Raw genomic sequence first — 15,903 nt, forward strand, 5'->3', positions numbered from 1 at the left:
TCAGTCCTCGTCGCGTCCGGAGAGGCCGCGGTAGAGCAGGGATTGCTTGTATTGATCGACCGCAAACCGTGCGATCACGCCGATTGCGGCGGCGACGGGCACCGCCACCAGCATGCCCACGAACCCGAACAAAGCCCCGAAAACCGAAAGCGCGAGGATCAGCCAGACCGGGTGCAGCCCGACGGAATTGCCGACCAGCTTCGGGGTCAGGATATTGCCTTCGACCACCTGACCGATCGCGAAAATCCCGGCGACCATCCCGATGGACAGCCAGTCCCCCCAGAACTGGAAGAGCGCAAGCCCGATGGCGAGCGCCCCGCCGATCAGCGCGCCAAGGTAGGGGATGAAGGTCACCAACCCGGCAATGAAGCCCACAACCAACCCGAATTGCAGCCCGACGATCATCAGGGCGACCGCATAATAGGTGCCGAGGATCAGGCAGACGGTGCCCATGCCGCGGATGAAAGAGGCCAGCGTCCTGTCGATTTCTCCGGCGAGTTGGCGGATCGTTGCCGCATGATCGCGCGGCAAAAGCTCATCGATGCGGGCCACCATGCGGTCCCAATCCAGCAGCAGATAGACCGAGACCACAGGAACGATGACCAACAGCACCACCACATTGAGGATCGACGCGACCGACCCAAGAGCGGTTTCCAGCAGTTCCGCACCCCGGCTCTTGATGGTCTCACCGACGGTATCGATGGATTGGCGCAGGGTCGAGCCTGCGTCCAAAAGCGATGGGAAACGTTCGATGAGGAACGTGCTGATGCTTCTGGCGTATTCCGGGGCCACGTTGAACAGCTGCAGCGCCTGATTTGTCAGTGTCGGGATCACCAGCAGGGCCATCATCACAAAGACCAGGATACAGGCGATGGTGATAATACCTGTCGCAGCGATACGGCTCAGTCCCAGACCTTCCAGCCGGTCCGCAACCGGGTCCAGGAAATAGGCGATGGCACCGCCCAGAACGAAGGGCAGCAACACATGCCCAAGCGACCACATCAACACCAGAAAGACCGCCATGGCGATCCCCCAATAGGTCAGCTGTTTGTGTACGGGCAGGGCCATAAGCGCTCCATGGATCGGGATACTGGTGACATCGCCCATGCGTGCGGGTGTTTCAAGCCAATAAAGGAACAGGCCGCTTGCGGCCCCGCGATCACTGCACCGCTAAAACGCATGAAAAAGGCCCCGCACATTGCGAGGCCTATGTGTTTCTGTGCCTTGGGGTCAGTGGCAGTCGGGACGTGTCCCTGGCAGCAGCACCTTGTCCACGACGTGGATCACACCGTTGTCTGCTTCGATGTTGGCCACAACCACCGTGGCGGTTTCGCCTGTGCCATCAGCGATGGAGACGCCATCCGCCCCTTTGGAGATGCACAGACGCTGGGAGGCCAAGACCGGTTTGAAGTAGGTGGAGCCGTTCGGGATCATCTCTGCCGTCAGCTTGCGGTCATCAACGTGGTAGAGCAGGACGTCTGTTAGTTGCCCCTTGTTTTCGGGCTTGAGCAGGGTTTCAACCGTGCCCTCTGGCAGCGCTGCGAAGGCATCGTTGACCGGCGCGTAAACGGTGAAGGGGCCGGGACCCTGAAGCGTTTCCACCAGACCTGCTGCGGAAACCGCTGCCACCAGCGTGGAGAAGCGCTCGTCGCCGGAAGCAATCTCAACAATGTCGGCGGCCTGAGCGGCGGTGCCGAGGGTCAATGCGATTGCAGCGGCGGCTGCGATTTTACGAAAATGTGTCATGGGTGGTCCCTTTGCTGAAGTTCATACATGCCTGTCTGACATGTGAAGCTTACGGCAGGTTGGGGCCCCCGGATCAGCGCCCTCGCGGCTTTGTGAGAAACGTGTAATATTTGCACACGTCATGAATTGCCGCCCGCTTCTGGCCGCTTGGGGATTTGGAAGGGGCCGGTTTCGCGATTGCGGGTCCCTTTGCTTTGGCCTAATCAGGGCTGGATCGAAACTCGAGAGGACGTCCCATGCGTTTGACCCGTTATTTCCTGCCCGTGCTGCGCGAAAACCCAGCGGAGGCGCAGATTGTGAGCCACCGGCTGATGCTGCGTGCGGGCATGATCAAGCAGAATGCCGCGGGGATCTATTCGTGGCTGCCGCTGGGGTTCAAAGTGCTGCGCAAGCTGGAAAACATCGTGCATGAGGAACAGGCGCGCGCGGGCCACATCGGGATGTTGATGCCCACGCTGCAATCGGCTGACCTCTGGCGTGAAAGCGGGCGCTATGATGCCTATGGCGATGAGCTGCTGCGCGTCCGGGACCGGCAGGACCGCGATATGCTCTACGGGCCCACCAATGAGGAGATGATCACCGACATCTTCCGCAGCCATGTGAGCAGCTACAAGGATCTGCCGCTGACGCTCTATCACATCCAGTGGAAATTCCGCGATGAGATGCGCCCGCGGTTTGGTGTGATGCGAGGCCGCGAGTTCTTCATGAAAGACGGGTATAACTTTGATCTGACAAAGGAAGACGCGCTGCACGCCTACAACCGGCATCTGGTCAGCTATCTGCGCACCTATGAGCGCATGGGGCTGCAGGCGATCCCAATGCGGGCGGACAGTGGCCCCATTGGCGGGGATGACACGCATGAGTTTCTGGTTCTGGCCGACACCGGCGAATCTGAGGTCTTCTATGACAGCGCCGTGACCGATCTGACGTTCGGGGATCGGGAAATTGACTATGACAGCGTGGAGCAATGCGCAGGCGTGCTGGAGGAGTTCACGTCCAGATATGCGCGCACGGATGAGACCCATGATGAAGCGCTGTTCAATCAGGTCCCCGAAGAGCGCCGCCGCACCGCCCGCGGGATTGAGGTGGGCCAGATCTTCTACTTTGGCACCAAATATTCCGATGCGATGGGCGCCACGGTGCAGGGCCCCGACGGCAAGCCAACGCCCGTACACATGGGCAGCCACGGCATTGGGGTCAGTCGCCTTGTCGGCGCCATCATCGAGGCCAGCCATGATGACAAGGGGATCATCTGGCCCGAGGGGGTGACGCCCTATCACTGCGGGATCGTGAACCTGAAACAGGGCGACGCCGAGGCGGATGCTGCCTGCGAAAGCCTCTATGCCGGTTTGCAGGCGCTGGGGCTTGAGCCGCTCTATGATGATCGCGACGAACGCGCTGGCGGTAAATTCGCAACGATGGACTTGATCGGGCTACCGTGGCGCATCACGGTCGGCCCGCGTGGCCTGAAGAACGGTGTCGTGGAGCTGACCAGCCGACGCACGGGGGAGAGCGAAGAGCTGCCGCCTGAGCAGGCCGTCAAGAAGATCGCAGAAATCTACAGCGGCCATCACACCAGCGAGCACGTTCAGATGATGGGCAACAGGTCGTTCCACACATATATCTAAGGCTTTGCGGCGAAGTCGCAGTCTGTTAGGGTCTGCGCCATGCCGCCGGGGGGCGAGCAGGAGCGCAGGTATGATCTTTCGCGCAATTACGCTGGCCGTCGGGCTGGCAGGGGCCTTCGGCGCCGCCCAGTTCCCGGCTTATTCACAGCAATACATGCAGCGCCTTGGCGGCGCGGTGGACGCCTTGCATCAGGTTGTCGCCGATTTTGACGCCTCGGCGGCAGCGGTGGGGCTGACGCGGCAGGAGGCGCTGGCGCAGATGCGGGGCACCGCCTTTGTGGAGCGTCGGCGCGCCGATATGACTCGCGCCATCGGGCGCTATGATGCCTTGCGGGCTGATCTCCTGGCGTTGCAGGGGCACGGGCCCTTCATGCGCGCCTATCATGCCAGCCATTTGACCGACGGGGAAATCGCAAAACGGGCTTGGCAGGCGTTTCAACCCGCGCTGCCGCTGACCTTCGCTACCGCGCTTTTTGCCGGGGTGGGTTTCCTGCTCTCAGCCTCTGGTGCCAGCCTGTTCCTGGCGGCGCTGCGCGGCCTGTTGCGACGTAAATCATTGCCTGCTTGACCCTCCGGGATCAAAGCCTCAGGTTGCGCGCAATGCCTCAAGAAGGAACCTGCATGGCCCGTTCGACCGCTCCTTTTGCTCCCTTTGAATGGATGATCGCCTGGCGGTATCTGCGTGCCCGCCGGGCCGAAGGGGGCGTCAGCGTGATGACCTGGATCAGTCTCATCGGGATCACGCTCGCCGTTTTTGCCCTGATCGCCACGCTGGCCGTGCGCTCGGGGTTTCGCGCGGAATTCGTTGACACCATCCTGGGCTCAAACGCGCATGTGACGGTCTATGCCATTGGGCAGGTCGCCGAAAACGGACAGGTGGATCGCAGCATCAGCGGCTATGAAGCGCTGGCGGAGCGCGTCGGTGAGGTGCCCGGGGTAATCCGCGCCGCGCCGCTGGTCCGGGGCCAGGTCATGGCCGCATATCAGGGGCGAAACGCCGGCGTGGAAATCTACGGCATCGCGCCTGAGGACCTGTTGTCCCTGCCACGGATTGCCGATCCCGAAACCGCCCGTGGGGACATCAACGACTTTGAAAAGGGCATCGCCTTGGGGTCAGGCGTTGCCCGCGAGTTGGGCGTAGGCGTCGGTGACAAGATCAAACTGATCTCCCCCAACGGGGTAAAAACGGCCTTTGGCACCTCCCCCCGGGTGAACGCCTATGATGTCACCTATGTCTTTACCGCCGGGCGGTATGACATCGACCGGACACGTGCCTATCTGCCATTCTCCGATGCGCAATCCTTCTTTAACCGCGAGGGTATAGCAGATGAAATTGAAGTGATGGTTGAGGAACCCGAGAACGTGCGCTCGATGTCCCCATCTCTGTTGCAGGCGGCGGGAGAGCGGGCGCAGGTCTGGACATGGCAGGACGCCTCGGGCGGGTTTTTGCGGGCGCTGGAGGTGGAGGACAATGTGATGTTCATCATCCTGTCGATCCTTGTGCTGATTGCAGCGATGAACATCGTCTCCGGCCTGATCATGCTGGTCAAGAACAAGGGGCGCGACATTGGCATCCTGCGCACCATGGGGCTCAGCCAGGGATCCATTCTGCGGGTCTTCTTCATCTGCGGCGCGTTTACGGGCATTCTCGGCACCTTTTTTGGTGTCATCCTGGGCTCGCTCTTCGCGCTCTACATTGATCCGATCTTTGGCTTCGTGAACATGGCCATGGGGGGCGGGGTCTGGGACCCATCCATCCGCGGAATCTACGCGCTGCCCGCCGAATTGCATCTGAGCGATGTGCTCTCAGCCATGGCCTTGTCGCTGGGGCTGTCCTTTGTCGTGACCATCTTTCCCGCCCGCCGGGCGGCGCGCATGAACCCGGTTGAGGCGCTGCGGTATGAGTGAGACTGTGCTGGCGTTGAACGCGATTGAGAAATCCTACAACCGTGGCTTGGCCAGTGAGGTCACCGTCTTGCGCGGCGTTGATCTGACGGTGCAGCGCGGTGAGGTAGTGGCATTGGTGGCCCCGTCGGGTGCGGGCAAATCCACGCTTTTGCATATTGCCGGGCTGCTCGACACGGCGGATTCGGGCAAGGTTGAAATCGCTGGTCAGGATATGACGAACCTGTCCGATAACAAACGCACGGCGGCGCGCCGCTCGGACGTAGGGTTCGTCTACCAGTTCCATCACCTGCTGCCGGAATTCTCAGCGCTGGAGAACATCGTGCTGCCCCAGCTTGCCAATGGTGTGGCGCGGGGCGCGGCGCAGGACCGCGCAATGGATCTGCTGGGCCGTGTTGGTGTGGCAGATCGCGCCAGCCATCGCCCTGCCGCGCTCTCTGGTGGTGAACAGCAACGCGTGGCCTTTTGCCGCGCGCTTGCCAATGCACCGAAACTGTTGTTGGCGGATGAGCCCACCGGCAACCTCGACCCCGGAACATCGGATCAGGTCTTTGAGACGTTGATGGAGCTTGTGCGCGGTACCGGGCTCTCTGCTTTGATTGCGACGCATAACCTGCAGCTTGCCGCGCGCATGGATCGTCAGATTCGTCTGGATGCGGGCGGTCTCGTCCCCGTCTGATGCGAAAGCCGCGCTTGACGGCGTGCGATTTTATCGAACAACCTGATCTGCAATGAACATTCGGATCGATATTTATGGCTCACCATACGCTGGACGAAATTGAAGCGCTCACCAAAAAAGCATTGTTGAACCATGGCGCAGCGCCCTTTCCAGCTGCCGAAGTCGCCCGTGCCGTGCGGGTTGCGGAAGGATACGGCAACAAGATCTGCGGTCTCTACTACGTGGAAAGCTATTGCCTGCAATTGGGGTCGGGCCGGGTCAAGGGCGATGTCACCCCCGTCGTTACGACGCCCCGCCCCGCGGTTGTTCATGTCGATGCGGGCTTTGGTTTTGCGCAACCGGCTTTTGCACATGGGTTGGTTCCGGCGCTCGATGCGGCGCGTCAGTATGGCACCGCGACCCTGGCCGTTGGTCATGCACATACCTGCACATCCCTGGGATACTTTACCGAACAGATTGCTCAGGCGGGCTGCATCGGGATCGGATTTACCAACGCATCGCCGATTGTCGCGGCCCCCGGTGGCAAGAGCCGTGTGATCGGCACCAATCCGATTGCGTTCTCCGTGCCGGATGGCGAGGGCGGCCTTGCGATGCAGTTTGATCAATCCACCAGCGCGGTTGCTCTGGGTAAAATCACGATGGCCAAGGCGCTGGGGGAGAAAATCCCCCTGGGCTGGGCGCTTGATGCAAATGGCAATCCGACCACGGATCCGGATGCGGCCTTACAGGGGTCACTGGAATCCGTCGGGGGCGCGAAAGGCTGGGGGTTTGGCCTGATGGCGGAGATATTGGCTGCGGGCATGACCGGCTCGGTACTGTCACAAAACGTCAAACCGTTGAAGGCGCCGCAGGGTCCGCCCCATGATCTTGGCCAATATTACATCCTGATCGATCCCGACGCATCGACAGAGTTTCGGGCACGGCTGGTCGCCCTGGCCAGCGTCGCCGGGCAGGATGAAGGGGCGCGCATGCCCGGTCAGTACCGGCGTATGGCGGAGGAGGTTGAAGTGAGCGAGCCGACCTGGGCGCGCTTGCTGGAGCTTGCCAACGACGCCCCTTAGGCTTTTTGGGTCACAAAAACGCCCGCTGCCATCAGCGCAATGCCAAGCGCCCTTGTTGCTTCCATCGGCGTGACGCGCGCGCCGAAGAGGCCGAAGTGATCAATCGCGGCGGTGCTGATCAATTGCCCCAGCAAGACGAAAAACACCGCGTTGCCGACGCCGAAAGTGGGGGCAATATAGGTGATTGTCAGCACGTAGAACGCAATCAAGACCCCGGCAAGGAAGAGATGGCGCGGCGCCGCGGCAACTTTGACCAGCGCCTGCGGCCCGGTCAGTACCATCACCACGGCGCAGGTCAGAAAAGCGACGGCGAAGAGCACAGTTGCCGCCGCAGCGGGGGAACCGATCCGAACGCCCAAAGCTGCATTCAGGGCAGCAAGCAGGGGGATGCCGATCCCGGCCAGCAACATGATCGCGGCGTAATGAGCCATTCATACATCTCCTTTATGGTCGCGCAGGCATATCGGGACCATGGCGATGTGCCGTGTGATCGGCAAGCCTGATGAGCCCGGGATGATGCCGTAGTGTCAAAATCGTGAGGGGTTCGTTGTGAACCGTATGTGTTTGATAGCTTTTGCAATGTCTCTGCTGCTCGCGGGCTGCGGTGGGTTTGGCCGTGACGATGCCGCAACAGGTGCCGCGCTTTATGCGGCCAATTGTGCCGTGTGCCACGGTGGCGATGCGCAGGGCGGTGGCGGTGCGGGCGTCGCGGGGCTCAGCAAAACGCCGCCAGATCTGACGCGGTTGAGCGCGCGCAACGGTGGCACCTTTCCGGCCAACGACACGCTGGAGGCGCTGCAAGGCTACGCCACGGGCGGGATGCGCGGGCGGCAGATGACGGGGTTTTCCGGACTTCAGAGTGATCAGAAAAGGCGCGTCAAATTGGAAGAGGGCCGCTTGCGGACCACCGAGCCGCTGGCGGAATTGCTGCTGTATCTGCAGGCGTTGCAACGGCCCTGATCAGCTGCAAATGCCTTCCAGCTCAACACCGTCCCAAGGCAACCCAACCGAGTATTCGCGCGCCTTTGGCAAGGGGGCGACGGGCATCGCCTGAGAGATCAGATCATGCAGGCGTTGTGTCCGCGACGCGGTCGGATCGAGCGCCCGGCAGCAGACAAATTCCTCCATGATCGCGCCCTGCTGTTCATACCCGAAATCGCTGAACTGCGGGTCCGCGTCCAGCTCGAACAGATAGGGGTCGCTGGCCCCATCATGCTCGAAGGCCGCGCGCAGCGGCGTATATCCCGTCTCCTTGCGGTTCTGCCATTGCCAGACGTGCACGACCTCATGGGCGAATAGCATCGCCGCCACCAGACCGATGCTATCGGGATACTCCGGCAGGTAGTCGTCCAGATACCAATCCCGATCAAACAGGATGTGGTTGTAGACGGCGACGGCGGCGGGCTTCGAGGTGACGGTTTCCGATTTGATCGGCGGCAGGATGCGCTCGCGACAGGTGGTGCGCGGACGTGGCTTGCGCTCAAAGGTGACGGCCCGGGTAGGCGCGCCGTCGACAAGACGCACTTTGCTGGTGTCGAGCGTGTCCCCATGAATGGCGCGCGCAAAGGCGGTCTCGTTGGGGGTGAGAGGACGCCCGCAGGCGGCCAGCAGCAACAGGGAAATCAGAACAAGACGCATGAGTTAAGTGGGCCTGAATCCTCGGGTGGGATCAAGCCACTTTTTGCGCAGGGTTGGAAATGTGATCGCGGGTGGCGTCTCAGAGGCAGTGGCTTTTGCCCCAACAGTTGCTAGGGGACGCGCCCTCCCCGTGGACGAGGGTGAAGCCCGTCTTGCAAACTCTCTGGGAGAGAGTTTGAGGGCTGAACGGGCGGAGCCCCGGATGGGCGCTATAAGGCCTATGCGAAACCGTTGAGTTGGGCCGCGCCCGACCCTGGGGCGGAGGCCGTCTTGCAAACTGTCCAGTGGACAGTTTGAGGCCGGAGCGGGCGGCAGCCCAGGGCAAACGCAGTGCGCCCTCCCGGGGGGAGGGTCGGGCGCGGCCCGAGGCGGGGCCTCGGGCGGCATTCACTCGGAAAAATGTGTAACCAAAAAATCTATTGCCGTGTCATTGTACAGAACCGGCACGGTAGATGACACCTGACCTGTTTCGTTAAACCTCTTTCTTTGTGCTGGATTTAGGAAGTTGTATACAGAGTAGGCTTGATCACCTTTCAGTCCGTTGTCTGCGATTGCCTTCCAGATCTTATTCTGCGTTGCGCCTGGAACACGACCAGCGACTTCTGAGGCCAAGACTCTGGCAGTGTAAGGATATTTCTCGAAAAGATTCTCCTCTACCAGTCTCTCAATTTCGACCGCTTCAACAGGAGTAACTTCGCCAATTAGTCGCATCGCTTGCGCACTTGCATTTTCTTTAAATGTCCCTCTTTCACGAACTTAATCCTTGCTGCCAAATCGCGATCCACTACGAAACGAGAACCGGCGTCGGTGGCTGCCAATTCAGCTTCATTCAGCAAAACTGCCTTGTTTGGACCTGCAACTCCAACCTGCTGGACGTGTTCAATCCATGCCGCATTCGTTTGCTCGATTCGAGAGTTAATAATTGCTTGAAGCTCCGGAGCTCTAACCACTTGAGTGCGCCCCCCATAGCGATAATAGATCGCTCCGTTTTTCAGTACTTGGTCTTTGCCCTCGTCTTTGGTGCAAATCACTGGTTTTTCGTTGGCAATCTCCACGCTAAAAGCGGCAAAGCTTTTTGCATCCTTTTGAAAACAGACGGCTTCCCAAGCGATTTCGCAAGAAAAGCAATCGTTTAAGAATCCGGTGATTTTTTCCGCGTCGAGGGTTTCGAAACTGTTTAGAGATTTTTGGGAAAGTCCTGCGGGTGTTCGTGGGCTATCAGTAACCCCAAAAACCAACAATCCACCCACGTTGTTTGCGAATGCTGCGAAATCTCTGAAGTAATCGGCCAAGGCCGCGAAGTTGAATTGTTCCTTGAATTCTAAGGTTCTGGATTCTCTTCTGGTAAGTCTTCCATTCGCCGTGGGAGTGATAATTTCTTCGACGGCATTTTGAAGATTGGAGACCGAAGTATTGGCATTTTCACTCAAACATCCAACTCCTCCACGAACTTCGCGTTCTCCTGAATGTATTGATAGCGCAGCTCGGGCTTTTTTCCCATCAACCGTTCGACCAGATCCCCCGTCTCACCGGGCATGTCCTCATCAATCGACACGCGGATCAGCTTGCGTGTTGCCGGGTCCATGGTGGTCTCTTTGAGGTCCTTCGCGTCCATTTCGCCCAGACCCTTGAACCGCGACACGTCAATCTTGCCCTTGCCGCCCAAACCTTTTTCGAGCCACTCGTTCTTCTCGATCTCATCGAGGCAATAGACCCGTTTGGCGCCCTGGGTCAGGCGGAAGAGCGGCGGGCAGGCCAGATAGAGGTGCCCTGCGTCGATCAAGGGCCGCATCTGGGTGAAGAAAAACGTCATCAGCAGCGAGGCGATATGCGCGCCGTCCACGTCGGCGTCGGTCATGATGATGATCTTGTCATAGCGCAGATCGTCAAGGTTGAACTTGGTGCCCATGCCGCAGCCAAGCGCCTCGCAGAGATCGCTGATCTCCGCGTTTGTGCCCAGTTTGGACGAGGCAGCCCCCAGCACATTGAGGATTTTGCCCTTGAGGGGCAGCAGGGCCTGCGTGTTGCGGTTGCGCGCGCCCTTGCCGGAACCGCCAGCGGAATCGCCCTCCACGATGAAAAGCTCAGTGCCTTCGCGGGACTTCGACGTGCAGTCGGTCAGTTTGCCGGGCAGGCGCAGTTTCTTGGTGGCTGATTTGCGGGCCGTTTCCTTTTCCTGACGGCGGCGCAGGCGCTCCTCGGCGCGCAACACGAGGAAATCGAGGATGGCGCCCGCGGATTTCGTATCCGCCGCCAGCCAGTTGTCAAAGTGGTCGCGCACCGCACCTTCGGTCATCTTTGCCGCCGCCTCGGTTGAGAGGCGGTCCTTGGTCTGACCGACGAAGGCGGGCTCCGCGATGAAACAGGACACCAGTGCACAGCCGCCTGAGATCAGGTCTTCCCGTGTGATCTGGCCGGCTTTCTTGTTGTTCGCCAACTCGCCGTAAGCCTTGATGCCCTTGAGGATCGCCGCCCAGAAACCTGCCACATGGGTGCCGCCCTCGGGCGTGGGCACGGTGTTGCAATAGGACTGGATGAAACCGTCGCGTGAAGGGGTCCAGTTAATGGCCCATTCCACCTTGCCCGCTGCGCCGAATTTCTCTTTGAAATCAACCGAGCCGGAGAAAGGGTTGTCTGCGTAGGTGGTTGCCGACCCCAGTGTTTCGCGCAGGTAGTCCGACAGGCCGCCGGGGAAGTGGAAGGTCGCTTCCTGTGGGGTTTCGCCATCGGCAATCGCGGATTTCCAGCGGATTTCGACGCCGGAGAAGAGGTAGGCCTTGGAGCGGATGGATTTGAAAAGCCGCGCGGGTTTGAAGCGGTGCGAGCCGAAGATTTCCGCATCGGCGTGGAAGGTCACGGTGGTGCCGCGACGGTTGGGGGCGCTGCCGACCTTTTCGACCGGACCCAGCGGGATCCCGCGCGAGAAGCGTTGTTCGAAGACCTGCCTGTCGCGCGCGACCTGCACGACCATGGAATCCGACAGCGCATTGACCACCGAGGCGCCAACGCCGTGCAGACCGCCCGAGGTTTCATAGGCTTTGCCGGAGAATTTGCCGCCCGCGTGCAGGGTGCAGAGGATCACCTCCAGCGCTGATTTGTCAGGGAATTTCGGGTGCGGATCAATGGGGATGCCGCGCCCGTTGTCGCGGATGGTGATGGCGTAATCCTCATGCAGTTCCACCTCGATCCTGTTGGCGTGACCGGCAACGGCCTCGTCCATGGAATTGTCGAGAACCTCCGCCACGAGGTGGTGCAGGGCGCGCTCGTCGGTGCCGCCGATGTACATGCCGGGGCGTTTGCGCACGGGCTCAAGCCCTTCGAGCACCTCGATGGAAGAGGCGTCATAGGCGGGGGCATCGGTATTGGACAGCAGATCATTGGGCATCGTGCTCGAACCTCTTTGTCTTGATTGCGCCTGAGTATGGCAGAGCGGGCAGGGCGGGGAAAGGGCTGCGCGCATGGCGTGTGCCTCTTTCCTTTCCTGGCCACCTGGGCTCTCATGCAGGGTGACATCCCTTAACGAAGTGTGAAGAAATGACCTGGATCGCAACCGTTCCCTTTGAGCAGGCCACCGGCAAACTGAAGCGGCTTTATGAGCGCATCACCGGGCCGGGCAACAACGTGGACAACATCATGATGGCGCATAGCCTGCGGCCCCACACGATGGAGGGGCATATGGCGATCTACAAACATGTGCTGCACCATTCGGGCAATACGGTCCCAAAATGGTTTCTGGAAGTGCTGGGGGTCTGGGTCTCCGCGCTGAACAAGTGCGACTACTGCGAAAACCACCATTTTGCGGGCATGAAGCGCTTGCTGGGCGATGATGCGCGCGCAGATGCGATCCGGTCAGCGATTTCCGCAGCTGATGTTGAGGCCGCGCCGCTTGATACAGGCCAGCGGGCCGCGCTGCGCTATGCACAAAAGCTGACGTGCACGCCCGGTGACATGGAAATCACGGACGTTCAAAGCTTGCGCGCGGCCGGGTTTGATGACGGCCAGGTTCTGGAGATCAATCAGGTGGTGAGTTACTTCGCCTATGCCAACCGAACTGTCCTGGGGCTGGGATGCTCGACGGAGGGCGACATCATCGGGCTGTCCCCCGGCAATTCCGATGATCCGAACGACTGGGGCCACCGGTAGGGCACAGAACCTGGCGCCTTCGTGGTGCCGAAAAGCGCGGTTGTGGATCACTCGCCCTTGAGCAGTGTCTCGAATCGCAGCCCCTTGGCCGTGCGGGGCGCAAACCCCGTCCAATAGGTGTGATCTTCGGTCGGATTGGCTTCCTCATCCAGTGCCAGAATGCCAGCCTCCGCATCCGGGATCAGTTCCAGATAGGGGCGTTTGCTGACATCGCCCTTGAGGTGCAAATCCATGAAGGCGGTGGCAAAATGCTGCGCGATGTTGTTCATGCGCGTGGTGTCCCAAACCGGGTCGGCATAGTGCTCAAAGGGCACGAATTCCAGGTCTTCGACCGGCACCCAGGCCTCGCGCGGCGCCGGGATCGGGGCGGCGGCGTTGTGATTGGCGTGATCAAACGTCAAAAGATGGCGGTCCGTGCCGCTGGCCTCCTGAAAAATCGTGCGAATGGCATCATAGACGGACACATCATCCGCGCCGCCTGCCATGAACATGGTGGGGACGCGCAGACCGCCCATGCCATTGGCATCCCAGAACCCGGCGTTTCGACCCCATGGGCCAATGGCAATGATCGCCCGGACGCGTGGATCGATCAGCGCCTCGTGGCTTTCAGATCCGGCAAGGTGGCGGGACAGAAGCCCGTTGGGGGTGCCCCAGCTGTATTCGGTGGCCGATTGCGTGACACCCGCGCCGCCAAAAATCAAGGCGCCATAGCCACCCAGCGAATATCCGATCACACCAACAGCGCTGGCGTCAATGATTGCACCCAGATCCCCGTCAAGAGCCGCCATCTGATCCAGCACAAACCGTTGATCGAGGGGCCTGTTGAACAGGGTCGAGCCCAAAATGGCCTGATCGGAGTAGGTGCTGTCGGTATGGTCGATCGAGACCGTGACAAAGCCCTTGGAGGCAAGGTTTTCCCCCAGATGTGACATCAGGAAGCGATTGCCGGGATAGCCGTGGCTGATGATGATCAGCGGATAGCGTTCCCCACTGGCAGGGCGCGCGTCGCGCACCGCTCGCCCGGTGAGTGTCACCTCGGTTTTGCCGTCGCGCAGAATCGCCTGATAGCTGCCGCCGGGCTCGGTCCCGTCCGCCGCCGGGTACCAGATCTCCGCCGTGAGTGATCTGTCGTAAACCGGCTCTTTGTCGCCATCCGTGTTGACGATATCGATCTGGCTCGAGTGCACCAGCTCAAGGGTTTGCACCCCGATGGGCAATAGCCCGTAGTCTGCAAGTTCGGGAGCATCTGGGCGGATCAAGTCGATGGGATTGGCAAGCGCCGGCGCCGCCATGAAGGCTGCGATGGCAGCAAGGTTTCGTTTGGTCGTCATCGTCGTGCTCCGCGCGGATGTCTTATCGTACTCGCGCCGCCAGATTGACAGGTTTTCTCCGCCATTCAAGCACTTATGGTGTGTTATTTGTGTCGAACTCCAAGATTTTCGACCCGCTACAGAACAGCATCTGTTTCAGATTTGTGACCGGTGTCCCGGATTTGTTCCTGCTGCGGCCAGTGTCCATCGCGTTCTATCCCGTGCAAACGGCCTGTGGCCTTGCACCGTTTTGCTATTGCGGAGGGGGTATCCGGTGGCATTCAGCGGTTTCGACATCAAGGCTGGAGCTTCGGTTTTCGGCTTTGAAGCTGAGATGCCCCTGCCACCGCGGCAGGTTTTTTGAGCGAGGATCATCGAGACCTCTTCCCCCCGGCGCGCACTGGGCGTAATGCAGTTTCATGCGCAAAGTGATGACATATCCCGAACACGGTCGCGCTATCCTGACCCTTGGCCTGCCGCTGATCGGCGGGCATCTGGCCCAGATGGCAATCGGTGTCACCGATACCGTCATGTTGGGTTGGTATGGTGTCGAGGCATTGGCCGCCGTGACGCTGGGTTCAACCTTCTTCTTTGTACTGTTCATCTTTGGCTCGGGCTTCGCCTGGGCGGTGATGCCGATGGTCGCCTCCTTTGACGCGGAAGGCGACGAGGTCGGACTGCGTCGGGCCACGCGGATGGGGCTCTGGCTGAGTTTCGGATTTGCCGTGCTGGCACTGCCCGCCATGTTCTGGTCGGAGCCCTTGCTCATCGCTTTGGGACAGGGCGAGGGCCTTGCAGCCGATGCGAGCGCCTATCTCCGCGTCGCAGGCTTTGGCATTCTGCCGGCGCTCCTGGTCATGGTGATCAAATCCTATCTGGCGGCGCTGGAGCGGACACAGGTGGTATTGTGGATCACGGTGTTCAGCGCTGTTGTGAACGCTGTCGTCAACTACGCGCTGATTTTCGGCAATTGGGGGGCGCCGGAACTTGGCATCACCGGTGCCGCGATTGCTTCTGTCGCGACCCAGATTTGTGCGCTCATTGGTATCGTTATCTACGCGCGGGTGGCGCTGCCGGAACACGCGCTTTTCCAACGCCTGTGGCGCGCAGACGGTCAGATGCTGGCGCAGGTGTTTCGTCTGGGCTGGCCCATTGGGCTGACGGGTCTCAGCGAAGTGGGTCTTTTCGCCGCCTCCGCCATGATGATGGGATGGCTGGGCACTGTGCCGCTGGCCGCGCATGGTATTGCGGTGCAGCTCTCGGCCCTTGCTTTCATGGTGCACATGGGGCTGAGCAATGCCGCGACCATTCGCGCGGGCAATGCCTACGGCCGCCATGACCCCAACCACATGGACAAAGGCGCGCGGATGGTGACCGCAATGTCGCTGATCATCGCCATGATGACTGTGGTACTTTTCCTTGTGATGCCAGAGCCTTTGATCTCGATCTTCATGCAGAAGGATGAACCGGAAAGGGACACGATCCTGCTGATTGGGACCGGGCTTCTGGCGATGGCCGCGCTTTTTCAATTGGTCGACGGCGCTCAGGTGATTGCCCTTGGATTGCTGCGCGGTGTGCAGGACACCCGGGTGCCGATGATCTGTGCCGCGCTGAGCTATTGGGGTGTCGGCATCCCCTGCTCCTATGTGCTTGGCTTTGTGCTGGGCTATGAGGGTATCGGGGTCTGGGCCGGTCTGGTCATTGGCCTCGGCGTTGCCGCCCTGCTGTTGTCGGCAAGGTTCTGGGGGTTCGCCCTGCGCAGGCTCAAGACAGCAGCCGCCTGAGGTGCGGCT

The 15,903-nt window shown here is 60.4% G+C and carries 16 protein-coding genes; 8 read left to right on the forward strand and 8 right to left on the reverse strand.

Translation table 11 applies throughout. The features are described from left to right. Together Q1A63_RS11700 and Q1A63_RS11705 are read right to left on the reverse strand one after the other, a co-directional pair. The gene (locus Q1A63_RS11700) at positions 1-1,068 is read right to left on the reverse strand and encodes an AI-2E family transporter (protein WP_298972605.1); all 1,068 of its coding nucleotides are present in this window, start codon (positions 1,066-1,068) and stop codon (positions 1-3) included. Between the two features lie 162 nt (positions 1,069-1,230). Next, positions 1,231-1,746 (reverse strand): fasciclin domain-containing protein, encoded by a 516-nt coding sequence (locus Q1A63_RS11705; protein WP_298972066.1) that lies wholly within the window; start codon positions 1,744-1,746, stop codon positions 1,231-1,233. Positions 1,747-1,982: 236 nt separating this feature from the next. On the opposite strand from Q1A63_RS11705, the gene proS reads away from it, so the two are divergent. The 5 genes from proS to Q1A63_RS11730 all read left to right on the forward strand — a co-directional run bounded on the left by proS (position 1,983) and on the right by Q1A63_RS11730 (position 7,019). Then, complete coding sequence (proS, locus tag Q1A63_RS11710) at positions 1,983-3,374, forward strand: proline--tRNA ligase (RefSeq protein WP_298972068.1); 1,392 nt, start codon at positions 1,983-1,985, stop codon at positions 3,372-3,374. Positions 3,375-3,444: 70 nt separating this feature from the next. Continuing rightward, a complete protein-coding gene (locus Q1A63_RS11715; RefSeq protein WP_298972069.1) occupies positions 3,445-3,942 on the forward strand; it encodes a DUF2937 family protein in 498 nt (165 codons plus the stop codon). Positions 3,943-3,995: 53 nt separating this feature from the next. Further along, entirely contained in the window at positions 3,996-5,282 is a 1,287-nt protein-coding gene (locus Q1A63_RS11720) for a lipoprotein-releasing ABC transporter permease subunit (protein ID WP_299631660.1), read from the forward strand. Next, the gene (locus tag Q1A63_RS11725; protein ID WP_299631662.1) at positions 5,275-5,958 is read left to right on the forward strand and encodes an ABC transporter ATP-binding protein; all 684 of its coding nucleotides are present in this window, start codon (positions 5,275-5,277) and stop codon (positions 5,956-5,958) included. Before Q1A63_RS11720 ends, Q1A63_RS11725 begins: the two co-directional genes overlap by 8 nt. A 74-nt stretch (positions 5,959-6,032) precedes the next feature. Next, on the forward strand, positions 6,033-7,019 hold the full coding sequence (locus Q1A63_RS11730; protein ID WP_299631664.1) for an Ldh family oxidoreductase: 987 nt from the start codon (positions 6,033-6,035) through the stop codon (positions 7,017-7,019). On the opposite strand, the gene Q1A63_RS11735 is transcribed toward Q1A63_RS11730, so the two are convergent. Further along, complete coding sequence (locus Q1A63_RS11735; RefSeq protein WP_299631666.1) at positions 7,016-7,450, reverse strand: DMT family transporter; 435 nt, start codon at positions 7,448-7,450, stop codon at positions 7,016-7,018. The genes Q1A63_RS11730 and Q1A63_RS11735 overlap by 4 nt on opposite strands. 148 nt (positions 7,451-7,598) lie before the next feature. Between Q1A63_RS11735 and Q1A63_RS11740 the strand changes: the two genes are divergently transcribed. Then, on the forward strand, positions 7,599-7,979 hold the full coding sequence (locus Q1A63_RS11740; protein WP_298972076.1) for a c-type cytochrome: 381 nt from the start codon (positions 7,599-7,601) through the stop codon (positions 7,977-7,979). Here the strand turns inward: Q1A63_RS11740 and Q1A63_RS11745 are convergent, their stop codons facing one another. From Q1A63_RS11745 to parE, 4 genes are all read right to left on the reverse strand, one after another. Continuing rightward, complete coding sequence (locus Q1A63_RS11745) at positions 7,980-8,657, reverse strand: hypothetical protein (RefSeq protein ID WP_298972077.1); 678 nt, start codon at positions 8,655-8,657, stop codon at positions 7,980-7,982. Positions 8,658-9,044: 387 nt separating this feature from the next. Continuing rightward, on the reverse strand, positions 9,045-9,368 hold the full coding sequence (locus Q1A63_RS11750) for a hypothetical protein (protein ID WP_299631669.1): 324 nt from the start codon (positions 9,366-9,368) through the stop codon (positions 9,045-9,047). Continuing rightward, on the reverse strand, positions 9,359-10,087 hold the full coding sequence (locus Q1A63_RS11755; RefSeq protein WP_299631671.1) for an ATP-binding protein: 729 nt from the start codon (positions 10,085-10,087) through the stop codon (positions 9,359-9,361). Before Q1A63_RS11755 ends, Q1A63_RS11750 begins: the two co-directional genes overlap by 10 nt. Further along, complete coding sequence (gene parE / locus Q1A63_RS11760; protein WP_298972079.1) at positions 10,084-12,042, reverse strand: DNA topoisomerase IV subunit B; 1,959 nt, start codon at positions 12,040-12,042, stop codon at positions 10,084-10,086. Before parE ends, Q1A63_RS11755 begins: the two co-directional genes overlap by 4 nt. 149 nt (positions 12,043-12,191) lie before the next feature. On the opposite strand from parE, the gene Q1A63_RS11765 reads away from it, so the two are divergent. After that, positions 12,192-12,800, forward strand: coding sequence for a peroxidase-related enzyme (locus tag Q1A63_RS11765; protein ID WP_298972081.1), 609 nt, complete (start codon positions 12,192-12,194; stop codon positions 12,798-12,800). Between the two features lie 47 nt (positions 12,801-12,847). On the opposite strand, the gene Q1A63_RS11770 is transcribed toward Q1A63_RS11765, so the two are convergent. Then, positions 12,848-14,131: a dienelactone hydrolase gene (locus Q1A63_RS11770; RefSeq protein WP_298972083.1), complete on the reverse strand. Its 1,284-nt coding sequence runs from the start codon at positions 14,129-14,131 to the stop codon at positions 12,848-12,850. A gap of 398 nt (positions 14,132-14,529) precedes the next feature. Between Q1A63_RS11770 and Q1A63_RS11775 the strand changes: the two genes are divergently transcribed. Further along, the gene (locus Q1A63_RS11775; RefSeq protein ID WP_298972085.1) at positions 14,530-15,894 is read left to right on the forward strand and encodes an MATE family efflux transporter; all 1,365 of its coding nucleotides are present in this window, start codon (positions 14,530-14,532) and stop codon (positions 15,892-15,894) included. The last annotated feature ends 9 nt before the right edge of the window (positions 15,895-15,903 follow it).

This window comes from uncultured Roseobacter sp. (assembly GCF_947499265.1).
Lineage (GTDB): Bacteria > Pseudomonadota > Alphaproteobacteria > Rhodobacterales > Rhodobacteraceae > Roseobacter.